Annotated in this window: 25 protein-coding genes; 9 read left to right on the forward strand and 16 right to left on the reverse strand. The window is 65.5% G+C overall.

What is annotated here, in order from left to right:
• Positions 1-106: 106 nt before the first annotated feature.
• The 3 genes from AC5ZH6_RS15985 (at position 107) to AC5ZH6_RS15995 (ending at position 1,300) form a co-directional block, all read left to right on the forward strand.
• A complete protein-coding gene (locus AC5ZH6_RS15985) occupies positions 107-364 on the forward strand; it encodes a hypothetical protein (RefSeq protein ID WP_265076629.1) in 258 nt (85 codons plus the stop codon).
• Between the two features lie 200 nt (positions 365-564).
• Positions 565-771 carry a hypothetical protein gene (locus tag AC5ZH6_RS15990; protein WP_496167488.1) on the forward strand — a complete coding sequence of 69 codons (207 nt, stop codon included), beginning with the start codon at positions 565-567 and terminating at the stop codon, positions 769-771.
• Between the two features lie 268 nt (positions 772-1,039).
• A complete protein-coding gene (locus tag AC5ZH6_RS15995) occupies positions 1,040-1,300 on the forward strand; it encodes an HNH endonuclease (RefSeq protein ID WP_370530137.1) in 261 nt (86 codons plus the stop codon).
• On the opposite strand, the gene AC5ZH6_RS16000 is transcribed toward AC5ZH6_RS15995, so the two are convergent.
• Positions 1,226-1,495: a hypothetical protein gene (locus AC5ZH6_RS16000; protein ID WP_265076631.1), complete on the reverse strand. Its 270-nt coding sequence runs from the start codon at positions 1,493-1,495 to the stop codon at positions 1,226-1,228. The two genes, AC5ZH6_RS15995 and AC5ZH6_RS16000, sit on opposite strands and share 75 nt — an antisense overlap.
• Before the next feature lie 301 nt (positions 1,496-1,796).
• Between AC5ZH6_RS16000 and AC5ZH6_RS16005 the strand changes: the two genes are divergently transcribed.
• Both AC5ZH6_RS16005 and AC5ZH6_RS16010 read left to right on the forward strand, forming a co-directional pair.
• Entirely contained in the window at positions 1,797-2,354 is a 558-nt protein-coding gene (locus AC5ZH6_RS16005; RefSeq protein WP_440939896.1) for a DUF6932 family protein, read from the forward strand.
• Entirely contained in the window at positions 2,351-3,328 is a 978-nt protein-coding gene (locus AC5ZH6_RS16010; protein WP_265076632.1) for a calponin homology domain-containing protein, read from the forward strand. Before AC5ZH6_RS16005 ends, AC5ZH6_RS16010 begins: the two co-directional genes overlap by 4 nt.
• Positions 3,329-3,389: 61 nt before the next feature.
• Here AC5ZH6_RS16010 and AC5ZH6_RS16015 read toward each other — a convergent pair whose 3' ends face one another.
• The 6 genes from AC5ZH6_RS16015 to AC5ZH6_RS16040 all read right to left on the reverse strand — a co-directional run bounded on the left by AC5ZH6_RS16015 (position 3,390) and on the right by AC5ZH6_RS16040 (position 11,966).
• The gene (locus AC5ZH6_RS16015; RefSeq protein ID WP_265076633.1) at positions 3,390-3,779 is read right to left on the reverse strand and encodes a hypothetical protein; all 390 of its coding nucleotides are present in this window, start codon (positions 3,777-3,779) and stop codon (positions 3,390-3,392) included.
• Between the two features lie 439 nt (positions 3,780-4,218).
• Positions 4,219-5,442 carry an IS4 family transposase gene (locus AC5ZH6_RS16020; RefSeq protein ID WP_496167491.1) on the reverse strand — a complete coding sequence of 408 codons (1,224 nt, stop codon included), beginning with the start codon at positions 5,440-5,442 and terminating at the stop codon, positions 4,219-4,221.
• A gap of 26 nt (positions 5,443-5,468) precedes the next feature.
• Positions 5,469-6,560, reverse strand: a complete 1,092-nt coding sequence (locus AC5ZH6_RS16025; RefSeq protein WP_496167493.1) for a tyrosine-type recombinase/integrase — start codon at positions 6,558-6,560, stop codon at positions 5,469-5,471.
• A gap of 254 nt (positions 6,561-6,814) precedes the next feature.
• Positions 6,815-8,239, reverse strand: a complete 1,425-nt coding sequence (locus AC5ZH6_RS16030) for a wax ester/triacylglycerol synthase domain-containing protein (protein ID WP_265076635.1) — start codon at positions 8,237-8,239, stop codon at positions 6,815-6,817.
• Positions 8,236-9,723: an HAD-IB family hydrolase gene (locus tag AC5ZH6_RS16035; RefSeq protein ID WP_496167495.1), complete on the reverse strand. Its 1,488-nt coding sequence runs from the start codon at positions 9,721-9,723 to the stop codon at positions 8,236-8,238. The genes AC5ZH6_RS16030 and AC5ZH6_RS16035 overlap by 4 nt, the downstream gene beginning before the upstream one ends.
• Complete coding sequence (locus AC5ZH6_RS16040; RefSeq protein WP_496167497.1) at positions 9,720-11,966, reverse strand: glycerol-3-phosphate 1-O-acyltransferase; 2,247 nt, start codon at positions 11,964-11,966, stop codon at positions 9,720-9,722. Before AC5ZH6_RS16040 ends, AC5ZH6_RS16035 begins: the two co-directional genes overlap by 4 nt.
• A gap of 569 nt (positions 11,967-12,535) precedes the next feature.
• Here AC5ZH6_RS16040 and AC5ZH6_RS16045 point away from each other — a divergent pair.
• Positions 12,536-12,700, forward strand: coding sequence for a hypothetical protein (locus AC5ZH6_RS16045; RefSeq protein WP_172398841.1), 165 nt, complete (start codon positions 12,536-12,538; stop codon positions 12,698-12,700).
• Positions 12,701-12,777: 77 nt separating this feature from the next.
• Here the strand turns inward: AC5ZH6_RS16045 and dnaG are convergent, their stop codons facing one another.
• Positions 12,778-14,694, reverse strand: coding sequence for a DNA primase (gene dnaG / locus AC5ZH6_RS16050; protein ID WP_265076637.1), 1,917 nt, complete (start codon positions 14,692-14,694; stop codon positions 12,778-12,780).
• A gap of 67 nt (positions 14,695-14,761) precedes the next feature.
• Positions 14,762-16,063 (reverse strand): PE-PPE domain-containing protein, encoded by a 1,302-nt coding sequence (locus tag AC5ZH6_RS16055; RefSeq protein WP_265076638.1) that lies wholly within the window; start codon positions 16,061-16,063, stop codon positions 14,762-14,764.
• Positions 16,064-16,395: 332 nt separating this feature from the next.
• Between AC5ZH6_RS16055 and AC5ZH6_RS16060 the strand changes: the two genes are divergently transcribed.
• Complete coding sequence (locus AC5ZH6_RS16060) at positions 16,396-18,663, forward strand: glycoside hydrolase family 3 C-terminal domain-containing protein (RefSeq protein WP_265076639.1); 2,268 nt, start codon at positions 16,396-16,398, stop codon at positions 18,661-18,663.
• A gap of 45 nt (positions 18,664-18,708) precedes the next feature.
• Here AC5ZH6_RS16060 and AC5ZH6_RS16065 read toward each other — a convergent pair whose 3' ends face one another.
• The 4 genes from AC5ZH6_RS16065 to AC5ZH6_RS16080 form a co-directional block, all read right to left on the reverse strand.
• Entirely contained in the window at positions 18,709-20,031 is a 1,323-nt protein-coding gene (locus AC5ZH6_RS16065) for a deoxyguanosinetriphosphate triphosphohydrolase (protein WP_026920027.1), read from the reverse strand.
• Positions 20,024-20,527, reverse strand: coding sequence for a cold-shock protein (locus AC5ZH6_RS16070; protein WP_014360458.1), 504 nt, complete (start codon positions 20,525-20,527; stop codon positions 20,024-20,026). The genes AC5ZH6_RS16065 and AC5ZH6_RS16070 overlap by 8 nt, the downstream gene beginning before the upstream one ends.
• A 116-nt stretch (positions 20,528-20,643) precedes the next feature.
• Positions 20,644-22,044 (reverse strand): glycine--tRNA ligase, encoded by a 1,401-nt coding sequence (locus tag AC5ZH6_RS16075; protein WP_020170821.1) that lies wholly within the window; start codon positions 22,042-22,044, stop codon positions 20,644-20,646.
• A gap of 142 nt (positions 22,045-22,186) precedes the next feature.
• A complete protein-coding gene (locus AC5ZH6_RS16080; RefSeq protein ID WP_026920026.1) occupies positions 22,187-23,053 on the reverse strand; it encodes an oxygenase MpaB family protein in 867 nt (288 codons plus the stop codon).
• Positions 23,054-23,179: 126 nt separating this feature from the next.
• On the opposite strand from AC5ZH6_RS16080, the gene AC5ZH6_RS16085 reads away from it, so the two are divergent.
• On the forward strand, positions 23,180-23,608 hold the full coding sequence (locus tag AC5ZH6_RS16085; protein WP_014360461.1) for an ArsR/SmtB family transcription factor: 429 nt from the start codon (positions 23,180-23,182) through the stop codon (positions 23,606-23,608).
• The gene (locus tag AC5ZH6_RS16090; protein ID WP_006371470.1) at positions 23,605-24,048 is read left to right on the forward strand and encodes a Fur family transcriptional regulator; all 444 of its coding nucleotides are present in this window, start codon (positions 23,605-23,607) and stop codon (positions 24,046-24,048) included. Before AC5ZH6_RS16085 ends, AC5ZH6_RS16090 begins: the two co-directional genes overlap by 4 nt.
• On the opposite strand, the gene AC5ZH6_RS16095 is transcribed toward AC5ZH6_RS16090, so the two are convergent.
• Genes AC5ZH6_RS16095 through recO form a run of 3 tightly spaced genes read right to left on the reverse strand, consistent with a single transcriptional unit; the run spans position 24,021 to position 26,024 of the window.
• A complete protein-coding gene (locus AC5ZH6_RS16095) occupies positions 24,021-24,434 on the reverse strand; it encodes a hypothetical protein (RefSeq protein WP_020170819.1) in 414 nt (137 codons plus the stop codon). The genes AC5ZH6_RS16090 and AC5ZH6_RS16095 overlap by 28 nt on opposite strands.
• Positions 24,431-25,252, reverse strand: coding sequence for an isoprenyl transferase (locus tag AC5ZH6_RS16100; RefSeq protein WP_020170818.1), 822 nt, complete (start codon positions 25,250-25,252; stop codon positions 24,431-24,433). The genes AC5ZH6_RS16095 and AC5ZH6_RS16100 overlap by 4 nt, the downstream gene beginning before the upstream one ends.
• Positions 25,233-26,024, reverse strand: coding sequence for a DNA repair protein RecO (gene recO, locus AC5ZH6_RS16105; RefSeq protein WP_006371467.1), 792 nt, complete (start codon positions 26,022-26,024; stop codon positions 25,233-25,235). The genes AC5ZH6_RS16100 and recO overlap by 20 nt, the downstream gene beginning before the upstream one ends.
• Positions 26,025-26,033 lie beyond the last annotated feature (9 nt).

A 26,033-nucleotide genomic window follows, 5' to 3' on the forward strand; every position in this document is an offset into this window, starting at 1 on the left:
CTGTCGAAGAGATCCGGCGTGAGCTTGGTGGCAGGTCTGACCTGGATCGTGAGCTGTCGAAGGTGCGCGCAGCAGACGCGCTGCGGGACGCGTTCCGAGGTGACGAATGACCGACAAGGAACAGGCGAAGGCCGACGCCCTGGCCGCATGGAAGAAGTCACTTCAGCTCAGCGAGTCGGAGCCCAAGGTCTCTGACGACGACCGCAAACAGGCAGCTGCCGATGGCCTGCGCTCGCTGCTCGCGTCACCCGTCCGCGCGGACTCGACCACCTCAGCCGCAGCCGACGGCCTGGCCAAGGCGCTGGCCGACCGGCAGGTAACCGGCGATGGCAGCACACACGCACCGGGCGTGAGACACAGCTGATGCCTCGCGCACCTGAGGAGATCCGACGCGAGATCGAACGCGTGCAGCGGCAGTTGGATGCCGGAGTGGGCGCACGTGAGCTAGCAGCGCTTCAAAATGCGTTGCGGCGCTTGTGGTCTGAGCTGGACAAGAGGTCGCCGGGGCGTGTTGAAAGATGGACCCCCGGCCAGTTAGAAGAGTGGCGGGCCTACCACGCTAACGTGGCCCTGGTCGCAGAGCGCACCCACGATCCGGGTCTTGTGGATCGTATGGCTTCGGGCTCAGTCGACGGTCCAAGTGCTGACTGCCAGATCGCACCGGCCACCGCGCTCTGGGAGTTTTTGCGGATGGTCTACGCGAAGCGGGCTGCCGTTGAGAACTACGGCACCGATGACGATGACGGCGATGGAGTCCTGGCGCGGCTTTGATGTGGCACCCGTTTGAGATGCGCCCTCGCCTTTGCGCCCGGGGGGTGGTTGGTGACCGTGACCCATACCCGGCGAATGGTTGGGGCGGTCTAAAAGAACCTGGGGCGCACGGTCGTAGCACGGTGCACGCCAACAGAGCCAGGCTTGTGCTACTGCCTGGAATGGATCGTGGTCTGCGTGGTGTCCGAGGGAACGGCACGCGCAGGCCACGACCACCTGTGCCCGTGTGCCCACGCACCACCTTGATGCCCACGAGAGGCAGAGGTATATGACACGTACTGGTGATAGTCGTTACCGACGAGCAAGAGCAAAGCTCAAAAGAGAACACGACATTTGTCATCTCTGTGGAAAGTGGATTGATCCCGATCTCAAGACTCCACATCCCATGTCGTTTGAAGCCGATCACATCGTGCCTATCGCGCGCGGTGGGGATAACCGTGGAGCCCTCGCTCCATCACATCGCATATGCAATCAACGTCGCGGCAAGAAGGACATTCAGCCATCCAACAAGCACATCCGGGACTTCTAAAGCCATGACGTTCTGACCATGGCGCAGGAATGGCCTGTTTTCGGTTACAGAGATGGCCAAAGAGCGCCTAGAAGTGCCTTTGGGGGTCCGGGTGAGGGTCGGCAGATTCAAGCGCTGAGAATCGAACTGATGCGGGGCCTGGCATTCGAGATGGGTGACGGTGGACCAGAAGGTGCGGTGGTCCTGAGTGACCATCCCGGCCCATGCTGACCATCGCGGCACCAATGAAGCATCGTCGCAGGTCAGAGGGGTGGGCCGGTGACCCATGGGCCGCGAAAACCGCCCCATAGGCTTTGCTGTCCCAGAATCCCCACGTTTCCGTTTCCGCCATAAGAACAAAGGCGCAGGTCACAGCCGTCCTACGGGAAATACGGACCGTGGCCTTGTTGCCCATGGGCGTCTGGTGGCGTAGTCCTAGCCTTAAACCTCCTCCTCAATGGGTAAGGCCAGCCAGCGTCATCCCATCAGAGGACAGCACCCCCTCGCGTCACCTCGCATGTCACAATCCGTATCTGACCCGGACGAAAGGCGAGGCCGAACGGTGGCGATTCCATTATTGAGCGGTCCGTACTCGACGCTACCGGCAGGCCGACATCCTGCAACACTGGAGGAGATCCACCAAAAGTTCGTAGTCGACGCACCCCATCGCGACTCCCGTGAACTCGTATATCGAGCGTTCGTGCTCTATACGGACATTCTCCGTGTTCGCCTTGGTCCAGTGACTCTCTGGGTCGACGGCGGCTTCATCAGTCATAAGCCGTGGGCTCCGCCGTCCGACATCGACGTGGTGGTAATCGTTCCCCAACACGACTATACAAACATATGTTCTAATGGACAGGCGTGGCCACTCAGTACCCTGCAACACGTAAGTTCCAACCTCACCCAGGGTCTCGACAGACTGCAGCCGATGGGAGGACTCATTGATGGGTTCGTGGTTCCTGATTCGGCCAGCCAGCTTGCTGTCTGGGATGCCACCTGGTCTCGTGTCAAGGACGAACATGGGAACCTGTTACCCGAGACCATACGCAAGGGGTACCTGGAGGTGACACTGTGAGCAATAGTGAAATCGCAGCACTACTTCGGGAAGCTCTACGCGAAGCCGGAGGGTCGTCACCTTCTGACGAAGCACTTCGCGCAACCCTCCGCTCCGGTGTCGTTGGAGACGATCCCATCCTTAACAATGTCTATGAGCAAGAGGCCGGTCCTGAGCAAGCCGAAGCCGACCTGCACCTGGAGGGGCCGGGTGTAGAAAGCCATTCAACGAATGCGCTGCAATTCTCACGATTCGTTAGCGGCATGAGTGAGGCAGTCAAACAAACAGCGAAATTCATGTCAGGCCGAGCCGCTTACAGTAATCGACTACTAATCGAGGGCGCTACCCCCGGTTCGGTTCGTGTTGTATTTCGAGTTCCATCGCAGATGATTCCGGAAGATCAAACTGCTGATCCGGCAACCGTTGCATCCTCGGTCGACTCAGACGCGCTGCGTACTGTGGTGTCGATTCTTGGGCACGCAAGCGACACCGATCCCAACAGCCCACTTGCAGCTGAATTATCTGAGCTACCCCCACAAGCGCGAACTGCACTCAGGCGTATGGTATCTGCGTCGGAGAAGGGGGGGTGGAACCTAAAAGGAGCAATACGCCAACGTCACATCGGCCTCACTCCCGTCGAATTTACTCACGAGGGAGTAGTCAGACTGAAAATTGAATTGCAGTCGACCGTGGAACGGCGACGTGAATCGCACGAAATCGGAAGAGTTGACGGCTTCAGATGGTCTTTGGGTTCGCTGTACTTCATTCCATCCAGGGGAAATCCGTTTACTGCGGGCGTGGTAGACGGTGACGTCGCCCATCGGGTGACCGAATTAATGGCAGATCCAGACCAGTCAGTGTCTGCGGTCTTTGATGTCGTAGAATCCCACTTGCCGGGCGACAATCAACGACCTCGCGTTAGTCGAATCCTGAAGAGGATTGCACCGCTCGGAGTTCAACAGCGCCTGGACGACCCAACGCCCCCCATGATTTAGCGAAACAGCCCGACCCACGCAATCACAACGTGGGCGGGCTGTTTCGTTCGTCTATGCGCAACTACCGAGCCAGTACGCGCCATGCACGCGTCTCCAGGTACGCCACGCGATCCTCAACTGCCATCGCGTCGATGTCCTCACCCGTGATGACCCTCTCGCGTTCGGCCCGCAGATCTGCGGCAACCTCTTCGCAATGGTCACTGGCGAACCTCTCAGCATCGCTCCAGTGGTCGGCTACGAACTGTAGACGTCCGATGAGCGCGCGAAGGTCATCGAGACTGTCGAACGACTGGTCCACGTCCACATGAGCCGATACCGTCGTGCTCTGGTCTAGATGGATCTCAGTCGTGAGACTTACCCTGTCGTCCCCCCAAGTGAACCGCGCTGAGGTCTCATCTGCCGTGAAGCCCTCAACATCAGCGGCGTAGTCGGCTGCATCCTTGGTAATCATTGCTCCATCACTTTCGTTCGGGCACGGTCCAGCGCCGCGCGTTTAGGGCCAAACAGTGATGTGTGCCACCGAAGGTACGCCTGACCCGAAGAGCTGTCACCACTCCCCTCACGCCGACTTGCGGCGACCCTTCTTCGACTTCTTCGCGAGGTTCGACATGCGGTCTGCGATGTCGCGGTCACGCTGTTGGGCGGCGTGCTGGTACCGCATCGCGGCTGCGGGTGTGGTGTGCCCTAGCCGCAATACCGTTCAGTTAAGCGGGTCGGTTGTGTAGATCGGTGACTGTGTCGGTTGCGGCCAGGAGGCGTGGTGAGCGCGTTTGACGTGCCATTTCACGTATTTGCGTTTGACGACGCGTGGGTTGGCTCGTCGTCGACGTGCGGGGTTGAGTCTGCGTGTGAGGCGAGTGAGGAAGGTGAGCCAGCTGCGGCTGGTGGTGTCAGGGTCGTGAGGGGGGAAAGTCGCCCTGGTGGGCGACCGATTGGCGGGTAATCCTCAGTGCGGCAACGAAACTGACCCTGTCGGGGTCGTGGCCGGCGTGACCGGCGGCCTCGACCATCAACGACCGGATCGCATAGTGACAACACAGATGCCCCCAAATCTCCTGCAGCACAAGATCAGGAGACTTCGAACGCAGCACGGTACGGGGCCCGCGCTGGTGGGTTTTCAGCTCATCGAAGGCAATCTCGATCTCCCACCGCTCGGTATAGGCCGCAGCCAACTCGACCGCACCGACTTCGTCAGGGTCCAGGATCGTGGTCAGCAACCGATAGTGGTCGGCGTTCTCCCGGCCGTCATCGATGGTGTAGTCGATCACCCGCACCAGCATCGGCTCAGCGCGCCGCGCCGCGGCCGAATGTGTCTGGTGCAATTCGGCCAGCCACGAGCCATCCGGAAAGTCCTTCACATGTCGTGGTAACGGCCCTGTACCTGAGGTCTTCACCCGCCACAACAGATCCGCGTTGGTCGCTATAGCTTTGCGCCACAACGCATACGAGAACACTCCACGATCAGCCGTGACCAGCATCCCCGGTGTCAGATGCGGTAGCAACGACTCGATCAGCACCGCCTCGGACTGGGCGTAGGTGCCCACCGCGGCGGCGAAAATGGCGTGCGTGCCGCACTCGGCGAGCGCCACCACCCGCGCCATCGGGAACGCCGCCCGCTCACCCTTGTTCACCCCGGGCCGCCCGAAATACTCATCGTTGACCGGCGTGTCGGCGACATCAAGACACGTCCCATCCACAGCAACCAGCCGCCGCCCCGCCAACCACACCCCAGGCGTCGATTCCCGCCCCAACGGCACTGCGACCCGCTCAAACAACGCCTTCATCGGCGCCGACCCCAGACGAGACCGCGCCTGAAAGATCGCCGACTTCCCCGGAACGCGATAGGACTCCTCCCACCCCGACGCCCACGACAAACCATCCGTGAGCTGGGATAACACATCCTCATACGAGCCCTCGGCATACAACGCCATCCCGATCGAGAAATACGCCATCACCCGCGCCGGCAACGCCCGATGACGCACCTCGGTCCGGCCCGCCGCTGCGATCACCTCGTCCACCACATCCGGCGGAAACGTCCGCGTCAACACGCCCACCGACACCACATCCGACAACCGACGATCCGACTCAGGCTTCACCCACCCAGCACGAAGCATACCCTACAAACTACACCCATGTAACCTTAACTGAACGGTATTGGCCCTAGCCGCGCCTGTAGCTCAGCGATGGTCGCGCCTGTCTGGCCTGCCCATGTGGCCCCGGCATGACGCAGCCAGTGGAATCGGTACTTGGGAAGACCTGCCTTCTCCCGCGCCTTCTCCCAGTGATGCTGAAAACTGCTCTCTGACACAGGCTTTGAAGGATCACGCGATGGAAAGAGGTAGGCGTTGGGATCATTGGAGGCCATAGAATCCATGTGCGCCTTCAGATCTGGGATGATGTGACCTGGTATTGCGACAGTGCGGACACCGGCAGCTGTCTTGGGGTCGGCCACCTGTACACCCTTGCCAGTCAGCCAGACGGCACCATGGCGGACGTAGACCACTTTCCGCGTGAGATCGAGATCCCGCCGACGCAGCGCGGACACCTCACCCCAACGCAGAGCGCACCAGGCACCGAGGTAGACCGCAGCCGCGTACTTCGGACCGATGGCCGTCGCGAGCGCTTCGATGTCCTCTGGCTGAGGGTCGTCGTCGGGCTTCACCGCCGGTTCGACGTGACGTCCAGCGCCACCCACCTGGCACGGATTGACCGTGACGTAGGCCAGCTCGCCCATGTGCTCAGGCATCGCTTGGGTGAAGACGGTTTTGAGGAACGCATAGGCGCGCGAGGTCTGGGTCGGTCGCTTGGCTGCGCACAGCCCGTCGTACCAATCGCGGATCTGCTGTGCAGTCACCTGATCGACGGGCAGCTTGGCGATGCTGTCGGGCACTGTCGCCTTCAGCAAGCGCCGGTACTCCGCAGCCGTGCGAGGCTTCATCTTGCGCGTACCGATGGCCCCGGACTCGCGCTTGGTGATCCACGACTCGGCGAACTCTGCCACCGTCGGAACCGGCTTGGGCTCGTTGGGGATCTGCGGATGAGCCTTTTCTGGTGGGAGCCAAGTACCGGACTCGATCGCGAATTTCACCGAACCGAGGTAGCCGCGTGCCAGCTTGTCCGTAGCGAACGGTTCGGGCGCAGTCCACCGCTTGCCCTGGTGGCTGTAGCGGGCGCGCCACTGACCCGATGCCATCTGCTCCACGCTGCCGAACGTGCCTGCCGTGCGGGCCATGATTCCGTCCTCCTACTGGATCACCAGTTACGACTTCCACGGGCTAATCCGTGGGCTAAAACTAGTCTACGTGGGTTATCCAGAGTCACCTTGGGTCCAAACGGCCCGACCCGGCTATCACCCCATTCTACCAGCGCAAACGGCTATTTCTGCACCTCAGATTCGCGGCGATCTAGCACCACTCGTGACTGGTTCGAGTCCAGTTGGGGGAGCAAGAGAACCGCCTGGTCACAGGCGGTTTTTTGCTTTTCGCCTCACACCACGTGGGTCATCGCTGCCTGCGAGTCGGCCCCGGACAGCGCGAGCACCTCATCGAATCCGGCGACGACACTCTCGGCGAAGATCTCCGGTTCGGTGATCGACGCCGCATCGAAATTGATTCCCAGACAGGCAATGCCGTTATGGGTGATCATCGTCGCCATCACCGCGCAGCCGGGCAGCGGGCCGAAGGGATACATTCGTTCCACCTTGGCGCCGGCGACGAAGGTCTCCCATGGGATTCCCGGTACGTTGCTGGCCTGCAGGTCGTTACCGCTCGTGGCTCCGCTGAACTGTCCCAGCAGTCGTCCCGGTATCCAGGCCAGTACCGATCCCATGGTGTTGAACACGTCGACGGCGGGTTCGGTGCGTGCCGCCCGCACCTGCTCGCGGATCGTCAGCACCCGCTCGAAGGGGTCGGCGATGCCGACGGGACCGGCCATGCGTCCCACCGCAATCCGATTGCCTCCCTCGGGGTCCTCGGGTCGGCGTACCGAGATGGGAATCGCCACCGGGATCGCCTCGACCGGCCGGCCGAGGCGTTCGTGATAGATGCGGAATCCGCCGATCAGGCCGCCCAGGTACACGTCGTTGACCGAGGCACGCACCGCCGACCCGGCGGCCCGCAGATCGGCGAAGGGCACCTCGAACGCCGCGAGCCGCCACGACAGACTGCGATGGGCCAGCAGCGGTGACCCGGGTGGGCTCACCAGACCGGCGACCCGCGGCACCGAACGTCCGTAGCGAAGTACCTTGCTCAACGCCCGTTTCGGGTCGACGAGTGCACGGGCACCGCTCACCACGACGTCGACACGATGCGGTACCCGCGCCACCTCGTCTCCGATCTGACGACGTAACACCTCCAGTGCCGAGACGTTGACCGGCACGGGTTCGGGCGGCTGCGGCTTATCGGGTTTCGGCTCGCGGGTGGTCGAATGCAGTTGCGCCAGTGCGATGATCGCGCCGAGACCGTCGGTCAGCGCGTGGTGGCCCTTGAGGAAGTACGCCGCCTTGCCGTCGGGCAGACCCTCGATGAGATAGCCCTCCCACGGTGGCCGCGCCGGGTCGAGCGCGGTCATCGCCAATTGTTCACAGGTGGACAGCAATTCGCGCATCGAGCCGTCTCCTGCCAACCGTAGCCGGCGCACGTGATAGTGCAGGTCGAACTCGGGGTCGATCGCCCAGCTCGGTGTGCCGGTACCGAACGGCGAGTCGATCACCCGCTGCCGAAAGCGCGGTGCCATACGACTTCCCCACTCGTGGGCGGCGATCAGCCGATCCCAGTCCGGCGCACGGTCGTAGATCTCCAGCATGCAGATCGTGCCACGCAGCCGGCGGTCGCTGTCACCGCGCCACATCACGGTGTCGACCGGGCTCATGTGGGGTTCGGTGCCCCAGTCGAGTGGGCGGTCCTCGCTCATCCGATCACTTCCTGGTCCGGCGCTGCCCCGCCGTCCTCGCCATAGTCGACCGGCCAGTCGGCCAGCGTCGAGATGAATTGTTGCCGAACCTCTTCGGCGTGGCGCCCGATGTCGTCGGCGATCCACGACGAGGTGTCCACCGGCTCGAGCACCTTGACCTCCACCACCCCGGGCTTGATCAGCTGCGCCCCGCGCCACATCAGCTCCCCGGTATTGCGCAACACGACCGGGACCACCGGTACCCCGGCCTGCATCGCGATGTGAAAGGGCCCCTTCTTGAACGGGCCGATTCGTGGTGTCGCCGAACGGGTTCCCTCGGGTGCGACGACCAACGAGGCGCCCTCGTCGCGGAGTTTCGCCACCGCGGGCGCGAGTTGCTCGATGGCCTTCCCGGCGTCGGCGCGATCGATGAACACCACCCCGGCGGCGTCGAGGACCTGCCCGAAGACCGGTAGCCGGCCGATCTCCTTCTTCGCGACGCCCGTGGCATCGGAGCGCACCAGGTGGATCATCACCGGCAGATCGAGTGTCGACTGATGATTGAAGACGAAGACGCACGGGCGCGCCGACGTCAGATACTCTGCGCCACTGATGACCTCGACACGCACCCCGGCCAGCGCGAGCCCGACGTCCATACCTCCGGACACCGCGGACTGCATCATCTCCGCCGACCGGTCCCGCCGCACCAGCCCACCGAGCACCCCGACCGCCGCCGAGGTGAGAAAGGTGCCGTAGAACGCGCCGGTGCGCACCGCCATCTCGAGTCGATTGTGGGTCGGGTTGCGCAGATCCAGGATCGGCCATCCCCGGGCTTGCGCCTCGGCGCGCAGGACATGTTTGGGCGACACCGCCGCCGGATGCCCCACCGACTCCAGGTACGGAATGTCCTCGTTGCCGTCGCTGTAGGCGAACGACGCGTCGAGATCCATATCGTGTTCTCGCGCCAGCGCACGCACCGCCGCCGCCTTACCCGGCCCCCACAATGGCCGGCCCACCACCCGGCCGGTCACCACGCCGTCGATCACCTCCACGTCGGTGGCCAGGGCGTGATCGGCGTCGATCTCACGGGCGATCGGGGCTATCTGGAACCGCGTCGCCGACGACGCGATGACGATGCGGTGGCCCATCGCCCGATGGGCACGCAGGATCTGCCACATCTGTGGTCGCAGCTGCGCGGCCGTCTCGTGCTTGAACAGGCTCTCGCCCAACGCGAGTAGGTCCTCATAGGTCTTTCCGGCGAACGTCGGTCGGGTCGCGTCGAGCACCTCGGCGTAATCCTGCTCGGACTCGACGCCGCGCAGTCCGATGAGCAGGAAGTCGGCGAGTTCACCGAGTCCGAATTCCATGCTGCGCACCCGCGCCCCGATGATCGCGGTCGCCGAGAATCCCTCGATCAAAGTGCCGTCGTAGTCGAAGAACGCCCCGATCTGTTTGCCGCGCTTGGCCGATCGGATCTCGGCGAGTCGCGCGGCGAGCGCGCTCACCGGATGCCCCCGGCCTGCTCGCCCTCGATCGCCGCGATCTTGGCCAGCCTTTCGCGCATCTCCTCGACCTCGTCGAGCCACGCCCGCCGCGCCACGGCGAGATCGACACCCCGCTCGGAGCCCTCCGCCGGGCTGATCAGATGACGGTTCTCGGCAAGGCGGAATGCGGCGTCGTACAGCTCGGTCGACACCGAGTCCTTGCTGCGGATCACCGCCTGCAATTCCAGCTGGCGGCCGAGTCCGAGACAGTCGGCGAGCACCTGCTCCTTGTCGATGGGCGCGTCGTCGAGGGCGACGAGTCGTTGCGCGACAACGAGTTGCGCGTCGAAGAACGTCTGCAGTGTGCGCCGGGCGAACAGCGCACCGGACATGGCGAGCAGGGTCTGGTGGATCCATTCCGGGGTCGGTGGGGTCTCGCGCCACTCGGGTGCGATGAGATCCAATTCTGCGCCGAGTCGGTGCAAGAACACCTCTTTGGTGGGAAAGAAGAACTCGAACTTCAGCAGATCGCGGATCCGCAGTGCTTCCTGCTGCGACGCAGCCAGCATCGCATCCACATCGGCCTCGAGATCGCCACGATCGGCGGCCACCAACGCCATCTCGACGATGGCACGGTCGACGAAGTGGTGCAGGGCGCCGTTGCGGTAGTACGCGGCGACGGCATGATTGCCCGGCGCGATCGACCAGACGGTGTCGGTGCCGCCGTCGAATCGGGTGAGCACGCCCGCGGTGGTGAGCTCGCGCAGGGTCGAGAGCAAACCGAGGCCGCGGCACAATTGTGCGTCCGGACCGGGCAGCCCCCGGCGGTCGATGTAGTCCAGCAGCGGCTCGAGGATCTCCTCGATCTCGCCGGCGGTGTAGGCGCGCTCGCCTGCGCCCAGCAGTGCGAAACCCGCCAAGGACGTGGCCGAAATCGGTGTGGCGGCGTTGATCTCGTCCATCACCCGGAACGCGATCTTGTCCAGTGCCGCCGGATCGTCCCCACCCTCGACGATGGCCTGCCGCAGCGAGAAGGGCGTCCCGAAGCGTACCCGCGCCTCACCGAGGTGGGTGCGTTGAGCCTTGGCGTACTTCAGCAGCCAGGTGACGTCCTCGGGCTTCTTCGCACCACCGGACGATTCCCGTGCCATCGCCGCGATCTCGTGGAGTTGGTCGTAGACGATCGAGGTCGGCACCACCATCATGTCGGCGTCGTCGAGCTGTTCGATCGCATCGACCACATACGACAGCAGGCCGAGTTTCGGTGGGCGGAGTTTGCCGGTTCGGCTGCGGCCGCCCTCGATGTACCACTCGAGGTTGAAGCGCTTCTCGACGATGAACGACAGATACGAGCGCATCGCGAACTTGTAGACCGGGTCGGCGCCGAACTTGCGCCGGATGAAGATCACCCCCGCACGGCGTGCCACCGGCGCGATCGGCCAGATCGTGAGATTGTTGCCACCGAGGACCAGATTCGGCGGGAAGTCATGGCTACGAAGGACTTCCGAGAGCACCAGGGTGTCGACGTAGGAGCGGTGCGAGGGCAGGAAGATCAGACCGTGGCTCTTGTTCAGCGTGCGCAGCCGGCCGAGGGTGTCCAGATCGACCGATACCGTCCACGCGCGCTCGTAGAGCGCGCGGAATGTGGAGGAGAACACGTCGTCCATGAGTCGGCTCTGGGTGGCCACGAAGGCCGACATCTTGTCGGTGGCCTCGGCCATCACCGCGGCCACCGGCCGGCCGAGGTCGGCGGCGAGTTTGGCCGCATTGTCACGGAAGCGTGCCGAGGAACCGATCTGTTCGGCCACCAGCCGCGGCACCTTGTATCGGTCACCGACGATCTGGCGTTCGGCCCGTTCGGCCGACAACGCCGCCTGTACCCCCACGAATGCGGTGAAGGCCTCCCCCTCCGCCGACGACTGCTCGTGCCTGGCACGCAGATCGGCGACCGTGGCCGCCTCCCCGACGGCCACCCGCACCCGATCGGGTCGGCGTTTCTTGATCGCGTTCTGCCGGAACGCCGGCGGTCGCCGCGGATTCGACAGCACGAGAACGTCGGCCACCGACACCCGCCGCTCGCCCTTGCGGACCGGGGGGAGCCACACGACGCGCGCGGGGATGAGCGTGGTCTCGGGTTCGAGGTTCTCGGCATCGATCTCGTCGAGGGTCCGCAACAATGCATCGGGATGTGCGGTCTGCGCCCACTCCGCCACCACCTGCCGCTCGCACGGCGTCCCGACCTCCGCGAGCACGATGTCTGTCAACGACCGCCACCTCTCCTCATCCCGACGACTCCGGGCAACGGCCATTGTGGCCCACAACACACCGCACGCTCAGCTGAACGCCGGGAATCGCCTCGTGTCGCCGTCCGACTCGGCCCGGGCAGGCTTGCCGGGCCCAAAGACCCGACTTGGCGGGCCAAGGTCCCGATCTCACGCAAACACCCCGTCACCGCGGGCGCCGAAGCGTAGCGTTCCCGACATGAACGCAATGTGGGTGATGCCGGCCGTCGCACTGGTTTCCTGCGTGATCATCGGCATCGGATTCGCGATCGGGATTCCCGGCAGAAAAGACTGACCAGACCAGAACCAACTGACGTTGAGCCCGGACCGGTGATCACATCGGTTCGGGCTCAACGTGTTTGCGTGCGGCCACAGCGCCCACGTCGCCGTCGTTCGGATCCGACTGCGCGGGGTCCGACGCGTCACCCGCACCGGAGTGTGAGACACCTCACCTGCGCTCATCGCGAGTGAAACACCGCGCTCACTGCCCATTCGGACAGGTATGCCCCCATACTTCTGTGCATCGTCCACGAAGTACCGAGGAGGCGACCATGACTGCGACCGCCGATCACATCTGGGGGCGTCCGCGCCCGATCCCCGACCGCTGCTCGGGCATCCACACATATGCGGGTGGCTGCGTCTACAACGCCGACGACCCGCATCGACCGATGTATCCGGCCGAGTTGCGTCCGGGTATCCGTTCCGAAGCGGCCTGAGCGCACTGCCCGGCAACGGCCTCTGAGCGCACTGCTCGGCAAAGGCCTCTGAGCGCACTGCTCGGCAAAGGCCTCGGTCAGCCGACGCCCTGGGTGGGGTCGACGGCCTGCTCGAGCAGACTGCGGCGATAGGCCTCGAGTGCGACGAGATCACCGAAGACGGCGTTGTACGCGTCGGGGTCCTCGCTGGGCGCCATCCGCCGCAGGCGTGACTTGATGTCGGCGATCTGCGCACCGACCCACACCTCCTGCAAGCGGGCGAGCACGCTGTTGACGTAGCGCGGGATGTTGTCCTCGGTCACGCTCATCGGCTCCACGGCGAGTTCGGTGACCATCGGTGAGAGCACCGGGTCGTCGACCTCGTGGTTCACCGAGTCCACCCATTGCGCGCCACCCATGCCCGACGACGTGCCGCCGAGGTCGGCCATCGCCTGGCGCAACCGCATGTAGATCGGCTCGGTGAAGCACTCGGACGGAAGCGAGTCGAACACCGTCCCGGCGATCGCCGGATACTGCAGCGCCGCCTTCAACGCCTCGCGTTGCGGCCAGAGCCGCGGGTCGTCGGGGCGGGGACGCGCCGACCCCGGGTCTTTCGCCGCCTCGGGTCGGTCGCGTCGCATCCCCGAAGCCCCGGATGTCTGTGCGCGGCCGGTGGCGCGGTTGTGCCGGGCGGCTTCCTCACGGACCCGGGCGAGCACCTGCGGCACCTCTTCCCAGCCCACCCAGCCGGCGAGTTGACGTGCGTACTCGTCGCGCAGCGCAACGTCTTTGATGCGGGCCACCACCGGCACCGCTTCACGCAGCGCATGCACCCTGCCCTCGGCGGTGTCGAGATCGTGCGCGGCGATCAGTGTCTTGATCGCGAACTGGAACATCGGGATTCGGCGAGCGATCAGGTCGCGTACTGCGGCCTCGCCCCGCTCCTGCCGCAGTTCACACGGATCCATGCCGTCGGGGGCGATCGCCACGAAGGTCTGTCCGGCGATCGACTGCTCTCCTTCGAACGCCTTGAGCGCAGCCGCTTTTCCCGCGTCGTCGCCGTCGAAGGTGTAGATCACCTCGCCACGGAAGTACGAGTCGTCCATCATCAGCCTGCGCACCAGCGCCAGATGATCCTCACCGAAGGCCGTCCCGCACGAGGCGACCGCCGTGGTCACCCCGGACAGATGCATCGCCATCACGTCGGTATACCCCTCGACGATGACCACCTGATGGCCCTTGGCGATGTTCTTCTTCGCCAGATCCAGACCGAACAGCACCTGAGACTTCTTGTACAGCATGGTCTCCGGGGTGTTCATATACTTGCCGAGGTTGTCGTCGTCGAAGAGTTTGCGCGCTCCGAAGCCGATGATGTCGCCGCCGAGATTGCGGATCGGCCAGAGCAGCCGCCGATGGAACCGGTCGATCGGCCCCTTGCGGCCCTCCTTCGACAGTCCCGCCTCACGGAGCTCGTCGAACTCGAAGCCCTGACCGAGCAGGTGTTTGGTCATCGTGTCCCAGCCGGCCGGGGCATACCCACAGCCGAACTGGGCCGCCGCGGCCGCGTCGAAGTTGCGTTCGGTCAGATAGTCGCGCGCGATCTGCGCTTCGGGTGAGCGCAGTTGCTCGACGTAGAACTTGTGTGCCGCGGCATTCGCGGCGGCCAAGCGCGCCCGGGTGCCGCGATCACGCGCGACACTCGGTCCGCCGCCCTCGTAGTGAATCTGATAGCCGATCCGGTCGGCGAGCTGCTCGACGGCTTCGACGAAGCCGATGTGTTCTTGCTTCTGCAGGAAGCTGTAGACGTCGCCGCCCTCGCCGCATCCGAAACAGTGGAAATGGCCGTGCACCGGGCGGACGTGGAACGACGGGGTCTTCTCGTCGTGAAAGGGACACAGTCCCTTGAGCCGATCGGGACCGGCCTGGCGCAATGCCACGTACTCGCCGATGATGTCCTCGATGCGGGTCTGCTCACGGATTGCCGTGATGTCGCGATCGGGGATTCGGCCTGCCACTTCGACCAGTGTAGTGACCGTGACCGGGGTGATCGCGACCGACGTGACCGGCGAGGAGGAACCGCCCTCAATTCCCCGAATCGGCCTTCGCCGAAGCCGCCGTGGTCGACGCGCCCGATCCGGCCGAGTCGGCCTGCGCGCGATCGCTCGTCGCTGCTGTCGGGGATGCCGTTGATGATGTGGTCGCCGACGGCGAGATCGCAGGTGGCACGGCGGCCACGGACGACGGCGCGGCCGTGGTGGGTGCGGTTGCTGCGGGCGTCGGGCTGGTGGTTGCCGGGCTGGTGGTTGCCGGACTGGTGGTTGCCGGACTGGTGGACATCGGGGCAGGTGTTGTACTCGACGAGGCCACCTCCGGGACCGGTGCGGTCGTGGAAGTGGTCGTGGGGGCGACCGCCGCCGCGAGCCGGGACTCCGGTGCGGGGGTCACGAGCCCCGTCGAAGCTGTCTGACTCTGCGTCGTAGACGTCGTCTGACTCTGCGTCGTAGACGCAGCCGCGGTGTAGGCGTTCGCTGCCGCCTGGGTCGACGGTCGCGTGTAGGCGCTGTCGACGATCGGCTTCCATTGTGCGTTGAGTTCATCGGCGACCGAGGTCAGCCCGAGCCAGCGCAGCGGATCGAGCAGCGGCAGATCTGCGGTCGGCGCCATGACATACGTCATATTCCCGTCGGTCCAGGTTATGTCGTTCGGGTCATCGGGATTCATCGAGAAATACGCGGTGGGGTGAATGAACATCATCCCGGCGATGGCATTCGCGACGGCGAGGGGATTCGGGTCGGAGGGCCAATCGGCCCAGCCGTCGTATTCTTTCCAGAATTCCGTGACGTGATAGGGCGTGGTGGTCGGTACCTTCGGCAACCACCAGGGGCCGTACGTATTCTCGGGATCGCCCACGAGAAGGAACGACGTGGTCGCCGGCGGGGCGTAGGAATCGGCATCGGCACTCAGGTTGCGCAACCAGAATCCTGCGACCTGCGCACCTTGCGAATATGCGAAAACCAGAATCGGGTGGTGCGCGTCGGCGCCGTTGGCCCGCAGGGTCGCGTCCAGGGAGTCCGCACCCAGCGAGATGGGACCGAATTCGCCTGGAACACCGAACAAATGCGAAGGGTCCGGCGACGCCGAGGTCGGCACCTGCCGGCACTCGGCACCGGCCGCGCTGCACCGTCCCTGAAAGAGCATCGCCATCGCATCGATCAGATTGAAATCCAATGGCTCGATGGTGTAGATCTCCGTGCCGGATCCCGACGACGGGAATACCGATGCGCGCGCCATGGCATTCGGAAACGCCGGGACGAACACCGCGGGAACAACGAGCATGGCGCAGGCGATGATCATTCCGAGCAGGCTGCGCCGAACATGCACCATCACGGGTGTCCTTTCATGGCCCCCGTCGAGATGAGTGGACTCTCATCTATTTCAAGGACGCCCTCATAGTGACGCTCTGAGCATAGAAAATGCTCGGTTCCACGTACAGATGGTTTTCGGGAAAAGGCACCAACAATATTGTTGTGAAAACGGCGAGGTTGCACGGCGCCGCGTTGTCAATGCACCACAATGCGTCACACCACCACGCATTTCCGGCGCCGGACCGACCGCCGAACGACCCACCATGCTCGGCGTCCACGGCTACGGTCGGGGGTGAACGGTCGCCTCCCGCGCCCGCCACGACCCACCAGAGCCCACAGAGGAGTTCTCCCGTGACACAGCAGCCGGACGGAGCCCCTTCGAGCATCGCGGAGCAGGCTCGCCTGACCAGCGGCCACGATTTCTGGACCACCGAGTCCGTCGGCGACGTGCCCTCGATCCTGATGACCGACGGACCCCATGGGCTGCGCAAACAGGACGGCCCGACCGACCATCTGGGAATCTCCGGCAGTGTGCCCGCAACGTGTTTTCCGCCGGCAGTCGGACTGGCCCAGACGTGGAGTCCCGCCTTGGCGCGACGCGTCGGCGCGGCCATCGCCGACGAGGCACGCGCACAGTCTGTCGGTGTGGTGCTCGGGCCGGGCGTCAATCTGAAGCGGTCGGTGCGCGGCGGTCGCAACTTCGAGTACTTCTCCGAGGATCCTCACCTCACCGCGGAGCTCGGCGGTGCGTGGGTTCACGGTCTGCAGGCTCGTGGCGTGGGCGCGTCCCTGAAGCATTTCGCGGTGAACAACCAGGAGACCGACCGGATGCGCATCAGCGCCGACGTCGACGAGCGCACGCTCCACGAGCTGTATCTGCGTGCGTTCCGGACGATCGTCACCCGACAGCAGCCGTGGACGGTGATGTGCTCCTACAACCGGATCAACGGCGTCCACGCCTCCCAGCATCGGGAGTTGCTCACCGAGATCCTGCGCGAACAATGGGGTTTCGGCGGTGCGGTGATCAGTGACTGGGGCGCGGTCGCCGATCGGGTGGCTGCGCTGGCCGCGGGTGTGGATCTGACCATGCCCTCCCCCGGGCCCGCAGCCGATGCGGCGGTGGCCGAGGCCGTCGCGAACGGCCGCCTCGCTCCGGAGGCGTTGACGTCGGCGGCCGTCCGTGTCGCCGCACTCGCGCGCACCGCTGCCGCGCACGCCCCGAGAACGCCCGAAACCCCCGATCTCGACGCGCATCACGCTTTGGCACGTGAGGTCGCCGGTCGCGCAATCGTGTTGTTACGCAACGACGACGACCTCTTGCCCCTCACCCCGACCGCGGATCTGGCCGTCATCGGCGAACTCGCAGCGCACCCGCGATATCAGGGTGGCGGATCATCGCATGTGCACGCCACCCGCGTCGACGTCCCTCTCGAGGAGATCCGCGCCCGCGCCGGGGCCGGCGTCGGATTCGCTGCCGGATACCGCATCGGTGCCGAAACCGACACCGACGCCGCATTGCTCGAGGAGGCGGTCTCGGTGGCTCGAGCCGCGTCGACGGTGGTGCTGTTTCTCGGACTCGCCGACGAGCAGGAATCCGAGGGGTTCGATCGGGCCGACATCGAGTTACCGCCTGCCCAACTCGCCCTGGCCGAGGCGATCGTCGCCGCCAATCGGCGCACCGTGATCGTCCTGGCGCACGGCGGGGTGCTGCGGCTGTCGCCGTTGACGGCTCCGGCGCTCCTCGACGGTGCACTACTCGGCCAGGCGGTGGGCGCCGCGATCGCCGACGTGCTGTTCGGTGACGTCAATCCCTCGGGCCGACTGGCCGAGACGGTTCCCGAGCGTCTGTCCGATACCCCTGATCATCTGTCGTTTCCCGGCGAATTCGGGCACGTGATCTACGGCGAGGGCCTGTTCATCGGCTACCGCTGGTACGACGCACGTGAGTTGCCGGTGACGTTTCCCTTCGGACACGGCTTGTCCTACACCACCTTCGAGTACCGGGACCTCGAGGTGCACACCACCGACGACGGCGGCCTGCGGGTGGCGGCGACGATCACCAACGCCGGCGCACGGACCGGACGTGAGGTGGTACAGGTCTACCTCGGCGCTGCCACCTCCGCGCCGGCGACCGGGCCGACCCCCGTCACCATGCCGACCCCGGTGACCGCGCCGCGTGAACTCAAGGCGTTCACCGACATCGACCTCGATCCGGGCTGCAGCGCGCGGGTCGAGATGACGGTGACGGCCGACGACCTGTCCCGATGGGACCTCCGGACACACTCGTTCGTGGTCCGGTCCGGGCGGTACACGGTGTCGGTGGGGGCCTCCAGCCGCGACATCCGGCTGACCGCCGAGGTCGACGTCGTCGGTGACGACACCACCGGTGACCTCACGTTGGAATCGAGCATCGCCGAGGTGCTGGCCGATCCGGTTGCGGCCGAGGCGATGACGAAGATCGCCGGCGCCCTGACCGATGGCGCCGACACCGGCGAGGGCATGGACCTGGTGACCATCATGGGCTCGGTCCCGGTGGGCCGGATCGTCGACTTCTCCGCCGGGGCGCTACCCCGAGAGGTGCTGCAGGACATCCTGGATCGGGCCAACGCCGCGCGATGAACCCGGCGCCCGGCCCGAGTGATCTGCGGCGCCGCGCCCGACCACTCAGCCCAGATGTGCCTGCGCGCCCGAGTTCTGCTTGTCCATCCGTTCGAGCCTGCCCTCGGTCATCGACGCGATCTGGTCGACGATGACCCGTTTGCGGGCAGTGTCGTCGGCGGCGTGTTCCCAGCTGGGAACGAAGACCGGGTCGAGCCCCCCGGGAGCCGCGGCGCTGAGCCACTCGCCGACGCGGTGGATGCGTTCGCGCTGCCGGGCCTGATGGGTCTTGTGCCGCACGTTGGAGAAGATGAACCGCAGCGCAAGGGTTTTCAGGATCGCCACCTCGGCGGCGATGAGCGGCGGCACGGACAGGTCAGCGTCGTACCGGGACAGCGACCGCCCGCCCACGACCTCGCGGGTGCCGGTGATCGCGGCCGAGGCGAACCGGCCGATGAGTTCGCTGGTGAGCCGCTTGAGCCGGACCGACGCGTCCAGACTGCCGTCGAACACCCCGACCGCACGCACGATATCCATGCGCGAGAGTCGTTGTGCGGCATCGATCAACGGTTCGGGCTCGAGACCCGGGAACTCCTTGATCCCGATGTCGGCGAGCGTGCGCTGGTCGTCGGGATCGGCGAGCGTGCGCAGATCGATGCGGTTGGCGATGACACCGTCCTCGAGGTCGTGGACCGAGTAGGCGACGTCGTCGGACCAGTCCATCACCTGCGCCTCGATGCACTGCCGATCGCCCGGCGCCTCGCGTCGGACCCAATCCAGAGCCGCGGCGTCGTCGGCGTAGGCGCCGAACTTCACATTCGGCGGCCGGCGGGTCCACGGATACTTCAGGGTCGCATCGAGAGAGGCGCGGGTCAGGTTGAGCCCGGCACTGCGGCCCTGGTCGTCGAGCAACTTCGGTTCGAGCCGGGTGAGGATTCGCAGATTCTGCGCGTTGCCCTCGAATCCGCCGATGTCGGAAGCGAATTCGTTGAGTGCACGCTCACCGTTGTGCCCGTAGGGGGGATGGCCGATGTCGTGGGCGAGGCCGGCCAATTCCACCAGGTCCGGTTCGCAGCCGAGGCCGATCGCGATCCCGCGGCCGATCTGCCCGACCTCGAGCGAATGGGTCAGACGGGTACGCGGCGTGTCGCCCTCGCGCGGGCCGACGACCTGGGTCTTGTCGGCGAGGCGACGCAAGGCAGCCGAATGCAGTACGCGCGCACGGTCGCGCGCGTACTCACTGCGGTGGTCGGTCCGGGTTCCCGGCAGGCTCGCGACCTTGGCGCCCTCGGGCACCATCCGCTCGGTGGCCTCGTCGCCGTAGAACGCCGTCGGGGGAATCCCGGATTGGGACACCCCGGACCGTCCCGTCGGAGGGCGGTCAGTCAAGCACCCAGCCCCGGGCGACGGCGAAGTCGGTGATCCGGCTGCGGATTGCGACGATCTGCGCGGCCGTGAGGTCGTCGGAGGAATCGAGCAGCAGTTCGGTCACCTCTTCGGTGAACGCGGCGGCATCCAACGATCCGCCCCCACCGGCGCGCGGACGGCGCGGACGGTCCCGATCGCCGCCGTGCGAACGACCGTGGTCATCGCGGCGATGGTCGTCACGTCGGTGATCATCGCGTCGGTGATCGTCACGGCGCGGCGGCCGTCCACCGCCGGACTCCTCGGCCGGAGCGGCCTCGGTGACCGCGACGTTGATCGCCTTGGAACCACGGTCGGTCTCCTCGACATCGAAGGAGACCTTGGCGCCCGGCTTCAGGTCGTTCTCGTCGATGTCGATGTCATTGATGTGCAAGAACACATCTGCCCCACCGGATTCCGGGGCCAAGAACCCGAATCCACGGTTGGCGTCGTAATGGACGACCTTGCCACTGACTGCCACGATTGCACTCACTCTCTACTGATCGCTGCGGCGGACCCCGTGCCCGAACCTCGCGACTCCGTCCCCAATTGTGACAGACAGCCGCAGGTCAGGCCCAATCGAAAGCGGTTCGCCGATCAGGAGCCGAGGAGTTTGCCACCCAGATACTCGGCCACCTTGTCCAGGGCGACCCGCTCCTGGCTCATGGTGTCGCGCTCGCGGATGGTGACCGCGTGATCGTCGAGGGTGTCGAAGTCCACGGTCACACAGAACGGCGTGCCGATCTCGTCCTGGCGCCGGTAACGCTTGCCGATGCCCTGCGCATCGTCGAATTCGACGTTCCAGTTCTTGCGCAGCTCGGTGGCGAGATCCTTGGCCTTCGGCGAGAGTTTCTCGTTGCGCGACAGCGGCAGCACGGCCACCTTGACCGGGGCCAAACGGCGGTCGAGACGCAGCACCGTGCGGGTGTCGGTGCCGCCCTTGGCATTCGGCACCTCCTCCTCGGTGAGGGCGTCGCACAGAAACGCCATCACCGACCGGGTCAGTCCGGCTGCCGGCTCGATGACGTAGGGCGTGTAGCGCTCGCCGGAGGCCTGGTCGAAGAACGACAGGTCCTCACCGGAGGCCTTCGAATGCGTGGAGAGGTCGAAGTCGGTGCGGTTGGCGACGCCTTCGAGTTCGCCCCACGGGTTACCGGAGAAACCGAACTTGTACTCGACGTCGACGGTGCGCTTGGAGTAGTGCGAGAGCTTCTCCTGCGCGTGCTCATAGAGCCGCAGGTTCTCCGGGTCGATCCCGAGGTCGACGTACCAGTTGAATCGCTGATCGATCCAGTACTGATGCCACTGCTCGTCCTCGCCGGGCTTGACGAAGAACTCCATCTCCATCTGCTCGAACTCACGGGTGCGGAAGATGAAGTTGCCGGGGGTGATCTCATTGCGGAAGCTCTTGCCGATCTGGGCGATGCCAAACGGCGGCTTCTTCCGCGACGTCGTCATGACGTTCTTGAAGTTGACGAAGATGCCCTGCGCGGTCTCCGGCCGCAGATAGTGCAGCCCCTCCTCGTCGTCGACCGGGCCGAGGTAGGTCTTCATCAGACCGCTGAATGCCTTGGGCTCGGTCCACTTTCCGGGCTGGCCGGTCTCGGGGTCGTTGATGTCGGCGAGGCCGTTCTCCGGCGGGTGGCCGTGTTTGATCTCGTAGGCCTCGATGAGGTGATCGGCCCGATACCGCTTGTGGGTGTAGAGCGACTCGACCAGTGGGTCGGTGAACACCTCGACGTGACCGGAGGCCTCCCACACCTGCCGCGGCAGGATCACCGACGAGTCGAGGCCCACCACGTCGTCTCGGGAGGTGACCATGGTGCGCCACCACTGCCGCTTGATGTTCTCCTTGAGCTCCACACCGAGCGGCCCATAGTCCCACGCCGAGCGCGTTCCACCGTAGATCTCACCACTCGGGTAGACCAGACCGCGCCGCTTGGCGAGGTTGACGACGGCTTCGACTTTGGACGGGGCGGCGGCCACGATGAATCGCACTCCACAGACGTTGGGACAGGGTCACGCCACCGGCACCTTCGATGACGGCAACCCCTACAGGGTAGCCGTCGATCACAAGCGGAGAACAATCACGGATCCGCCCGGCGGTCCCGACCCGAGGACCACGCCACCGCGCGCTGGCTCACACCAGCGGCCGACCCAGTCGATGCCGTATCCGCGTGTCCCAGAGCAAGAGCCGAAATCCCAACTGGGAGCGCCAGCGGGGCCGTCGACGTTCCGCGGCGACGCAGCGCGCGATGTAGTCGTCGAACCAGCGCTGGTCGTCGGCGGTCCATTCCACGCGCAGCGCGGTCCGGAACGCCGGCGGCAGATAGCCGATCGTGCGCCGGTATTTGACCGGGCCGTACCGGCGTTGCACCCACTGCGGTGCGTACCCGAAGCGGGCGATCGACAGGAGGAACTCGCGCACCTCGTCGCTGATCGAGATCTCGGCCACCCGCCGATCCCAGTACTCGTCGAAGGCGTCGCGGTCGGCGGGCCAGCTCTCGGCAGGCATCTGCAAGGTGGTGCCGCACACCATTCCCTGGCGGTAGAACTCGTCGCGGAGGTCACCGGACAGCGGCCCGTACACCCGCTCGTAGATGTCCTCGAGACCGACGTAGAGACACGCCGCCACCCAGAGCTGCAGGTGCGGATTCATGGCGTCGTACTCGACCGGACTGTCCGGCGCGGACCGGACCTGCGCGTGCTGGCCATTGACCGCACGCCGAAATCGGCGCCGGTCGTCGGCGTCGCCGAGGATGGCGACGGCCAGATATGACGCGGTCGTGCGCGCCCGCTTGACCGGATGCCGATCGAGCCGCCCATTGTCGACGGTGCTGTGCGCGACGCCGTAACCGACCGCGGGATCGGCGAGCTGCATGATCACGTTCGCAGTGCTCATGGTGTTGCCCATCGCCATCAACGAGCGGGCGAACAAACTCGCGTCGAGTGCGTCGAGTTGCGCACGGGACACCCTCGTACGATGCGGCTCATCCTCATCGGTCATCTCGAAGCCCTCCCACTCTGAACCGCCACATTCTGGCAACATGCGTTTCCGGTCTAGCGGGTATGCCTCTCGGTGTGTGGTGGTCGTCGGCAACGCTCATCCCAAATGACAACGACTTCCCATAAGATGGTCGACATGGACACCCACCGACCCTGCGACGCCCTCACCGAGCGCACCGACGCGCAGGCCCGTGAGGCCGCCAGTGACCTCCTCCGTGCGCTGGCCGCGCCGACCCGGATCGCCATCGTGTTGTCCCTGCAGGAGAGCGCCAAATGCGTCCACGAGCTCGTCGGCGGACTCGGGCTGAGCCAACCTCTCGTCAGTCAGCACCTCCGGGTGCTCAAGGACGCCGGCGTGGTGCGCGGGCACCGCAACGGGCGCGAGATCATGTATGAACTCATCGACGATCACCTCGCGCACATCGTGACCGACGCCCTGGTCCACGCCACCGAATCGTCGGTCGAGACCGAGTCGGCCGGCGACCCCGAATCGGTTGGCGCCACCGGCGACCCGGCTGATCCGGTGGCGCAGGACCGAACCGGAGCCGCCTCGTGAGCAGCCGATCGGCCGCGGGACCCGTCACCGGCATCCGCTCCACCCGGCAGCGTGCGGCCATCGCCGACGCCCTGGCCGACAGCGAGGACTTCCGGTCCGCGCAGGAACTCCACGAACAACTCAAGGCCCGTGGCGAGTCGATCGGACTGACCACGGTCTACCGCAACCTGCAGGCCTTGTCGCAGTCCGGACAGATCGACGCGCTGTGGGACGGGACGGGTGAGACCCGCTATCGCAACTGCTCGTCCGGTCACCACCACCATCTGGTCTGCCGGGAGTGCGGCACCACCGTGGAGGTCCAGGCCGACCCCGTCGAACGCTGGGCCGCGACGGTCGCCGAGGAACACGGATTCACCGACATCCACCACACCGTCGAGGTCTTCGGGCGGTGCGCGCAGTGCCAGGCCCGTCGTCAGGAAATGGCGCCGCCGACCAGATGACCGGCGACGTCGGCGCCGGTCACCAGCACCAGATGCAGCATGGTCAGCAGCGCCATGTCAGCGAGGCCACCGATCGGAAACGTGTAGTAGAGCAACACGTCGGTGGTCACGCCCTCCGGGTCGCTGCGTCGTAGACTGCCGAAACTGAGCTTCGCGTCGTGGGTTTCGACGTCGTCGCGTAGTTCCGGGGTGTTGGGCAGATTCACCGCGATCAGTTGCGTGACACTGAGGACCTCGAGGTTCTCGGCGATGTCGACCGCGCGGATCGAGGCGCGGGTGCGTCCCACCCGGACGACCACCGAGTCGGCGTCACCGCCCACCACGTCACCGACCTCGGTGAGTAACCTGCGCACGCGCGCAACCGATGTCGCGTCGTCGTCGGTCATGTGGGTCTGACCCCGCCGAAGCGCCGGTCGCGTGAGGCGTATTCGAGACACGCCGCCCACAGGTCGCGGCGATCGAAATCGGGAAAGAGCTTCTCCTGGTACACCATTTCGGCGTAGGCCGACTGCCAGAGCAAGAAGTTGGAGATGCGCTGCTCGCCGGAGGGACGCAAGAACAGGTCGACGTCGGGCATGTCCGGCTCATCGAGGTATCGCGCGAAGGACGACTCGGTGATCCGTTCCGGGTCGATCTCGCCGGCCGCCGCTCGCCGCGCGATTTCCCTTGCGGCATCCGCGATCTCGGCACGTCCACCGTAGTTGACGCACATGGTCAGCGTCATCACGTCGTTGTCCTTGGTCAGTTCCTCGGCGACCTCGAGTTCCTTGATGACGCTGCGCCACAACCGCGGCCGCCGTCCCGCCCAGCGCACGCGCACCCCCATCTCGTGCATCTCGTCACGCCGACGTCGGATCACGTCACGGTTGAACCCCATCAGGAACCGGACCTCGTCGGGACTACGCGACCAGTTCTCGGTCGAGAACGCGTACGCCGACAACCACTTCACGCCGATCTCGATACATCCGCACACGGTGTCCATCAGCACGGCCTCGCCGCGCTTGTGCCCCTCCGTGCGGGGTAGGCCGCGGTCGGTGGCCCACCGTCCGTTGCCGTCCATCACCAGGGCGACGTGATTGGGGACGAACTCCGGAGGCAGATTCGGTGGGGTGGCACCGCTGGGATGGGGATCGGGCGGGCGGATGAGCGTACGTGCCCGGTGCGCGGTCTGCTTCTTGGCGGAGCTACCCGGCCGCAACGCCATCTTCGACTCCTCTCACGCCTGACTCGATCACCCTATGAGGAGCGGCGCGCTCGATCAGCGGCAGGGTGCGCAGCTGCCGTTCCAGGTGCCATTGCAGGTGCGCGGCGGTCAGTCCGCTGGCCTGGCGACGCAGCGAATCGGAGGCGTCGGTGGTGTGCTCCCACTGGCCGCGGAACAGCGCATCCATCAGGTCGAGCACTCCCGGGGAGGGGGTCGCCGCGCCCGGCGGCCGGCAGTGCAGACACACCGCTCCCCCGGCGGCGACGTGAAACGCACGGTGCGGGCCGGGGGTGGCGCATCGTGCGCACAACTCCAGCGCAGGCATCCAGCCCGCACAATGCATGGCCCGCAACAGGAATGCATCGAGGATGAGCTGACGTGGGCGACGATCCTCGGCGAGCGCCTCGAGCGCCCCGACGGTCAGTCGCTGCAACTGGGTGGCCGGTGCACGCTCCTCGCCGGCGAGTCGTTCGGCGGTCTCGAGCACCGCGCACGCGGTGGTGTAGCGCCCGTAGTCGGCGACGATGGCGTCGGAGAAGGCGTGCAGACTGTGCACCTGCGTGACGACATCGAGATTGCGGCCCGGATAGAGATGGATGTCGACGTGGGCGAACGGTTCGAGGCGTCCACCGAACTTGGACCGGGTGCGGCGCACCCCCTTGGCCACCGCGCGCACGAGCCCGTGGTCGGCGGTCAGCAACGTGATGATCCGATCGGCCTCGCCGAGCTTGTGCTGGCGCAGCACGACAGCCTCATCACGGTAGAACCTCACCGGGTCATT

Source organism: Gordonia sp. YC-XJ4, from assembly GCF_059511865.1.

Bases quoted from the DNA above. Each gene is read 5' to 3' on its own strand.
- AC5ZH6_RS15985 (WP_265076629.1), top strand. From the start codon at position 107: ATGACCGACAAGGAACAGGCGAAGGCCGACGCCCTGGCCGCATGGAAG.
- AC5ZH6_RS15995 (WP_370530137.1), top strand. From the start codon at position 1,040: ATGACACGTACTGGTGATAGTCGTTACCGACGAGCAAGAGCAAAGCTC.
- AC5ZH6_RS16000 (WP_265076631.1), bottom strand. From the start codon at position 1,495: ATGGTCACTCAGGACCACCGCACCTTCTGGTCCACCGTCACCCATCTC.
- AC5ZH6_RS16005 (WP_440939896.1), top strand. From the start codon at position 1,797: ATGTCACAATCCGTATCTGACCCGGACGAAAGGCGAGGCCGAACGGTG.
- AC5ZH6_RS16015 (WP_265076633.1), bottom strand. From the start codon at position 3,779: ATGATTACCAAGGATGCAGCCGACTACGCCGCTGATGTTGAGGGCTTC.
- AC5ZH6_RS16020 (WP_496167491.1), bottom strand. From the start codon at position 5,442: ATGCTTCGTGCTGGGTGGGTGAAGCCTGAGTCGGATCGTCGGTTGTCG.
- AC5ZH6_RS16025 (WP_496167493.1), bottom strand. From the start codon at position 6,560: ATGGCCCGCACGGCAGGCACGTTCGGCAGCGTGGAGCAGATGGCATCG.
- AC5ZH6_RS16030 (WP_265076635.1), bottom strand. From the start codon at position 8,239: ATGAGCGAGGACCGCCCACTCGACTGGGGCACCGAACCCCACATGAGC.
- AC5ZH6_RS16045 (WP_172398841.1), top strand. From the start codon at position 12,536: ATGACTGCGACCGCCGATCACATCTGGGGGCGTCCGCGCCCGATCCCC.
- AC5ZH6_RS16055 (WP_265076638.1), bottom strand. From the start codon at position 16,063: ATGGTGCATGTTCGGCGCAGCCTGCTCGGAATGATCATCGCCTGCGCC.
- AC5ZH6_RS16080 (WP_026920026.1), bottom strand. From the start codon at position 23,053: ATGACCGATGAGGATGAGCCGCATCGTACGAGGGTGTCCCGTGCGCAA.
- AC5ZH6_RS16085 (WP_014360461.1), top strand. From the start codon at position 23,180: ATGGTCGACATGGACACCCACCGACCCTGCGACGCCCTCACCGAGCGC.
- AC5ZH6_RS16095 (WP_020170819.1), bottom strand. From the start codon at position 24,434: ATGACCGACGACGACGCGACATCGGTTGCGCGCGTGCGCAGGTTACTC.
- AC5ZH6_RS16100 (WP_020170818.1), bottom strand. From the start codon at position 25,252: ATGGCGTTGCGGCCGGGTAGCTCCGCCAAGAAGCAGACCGCGCACCGG.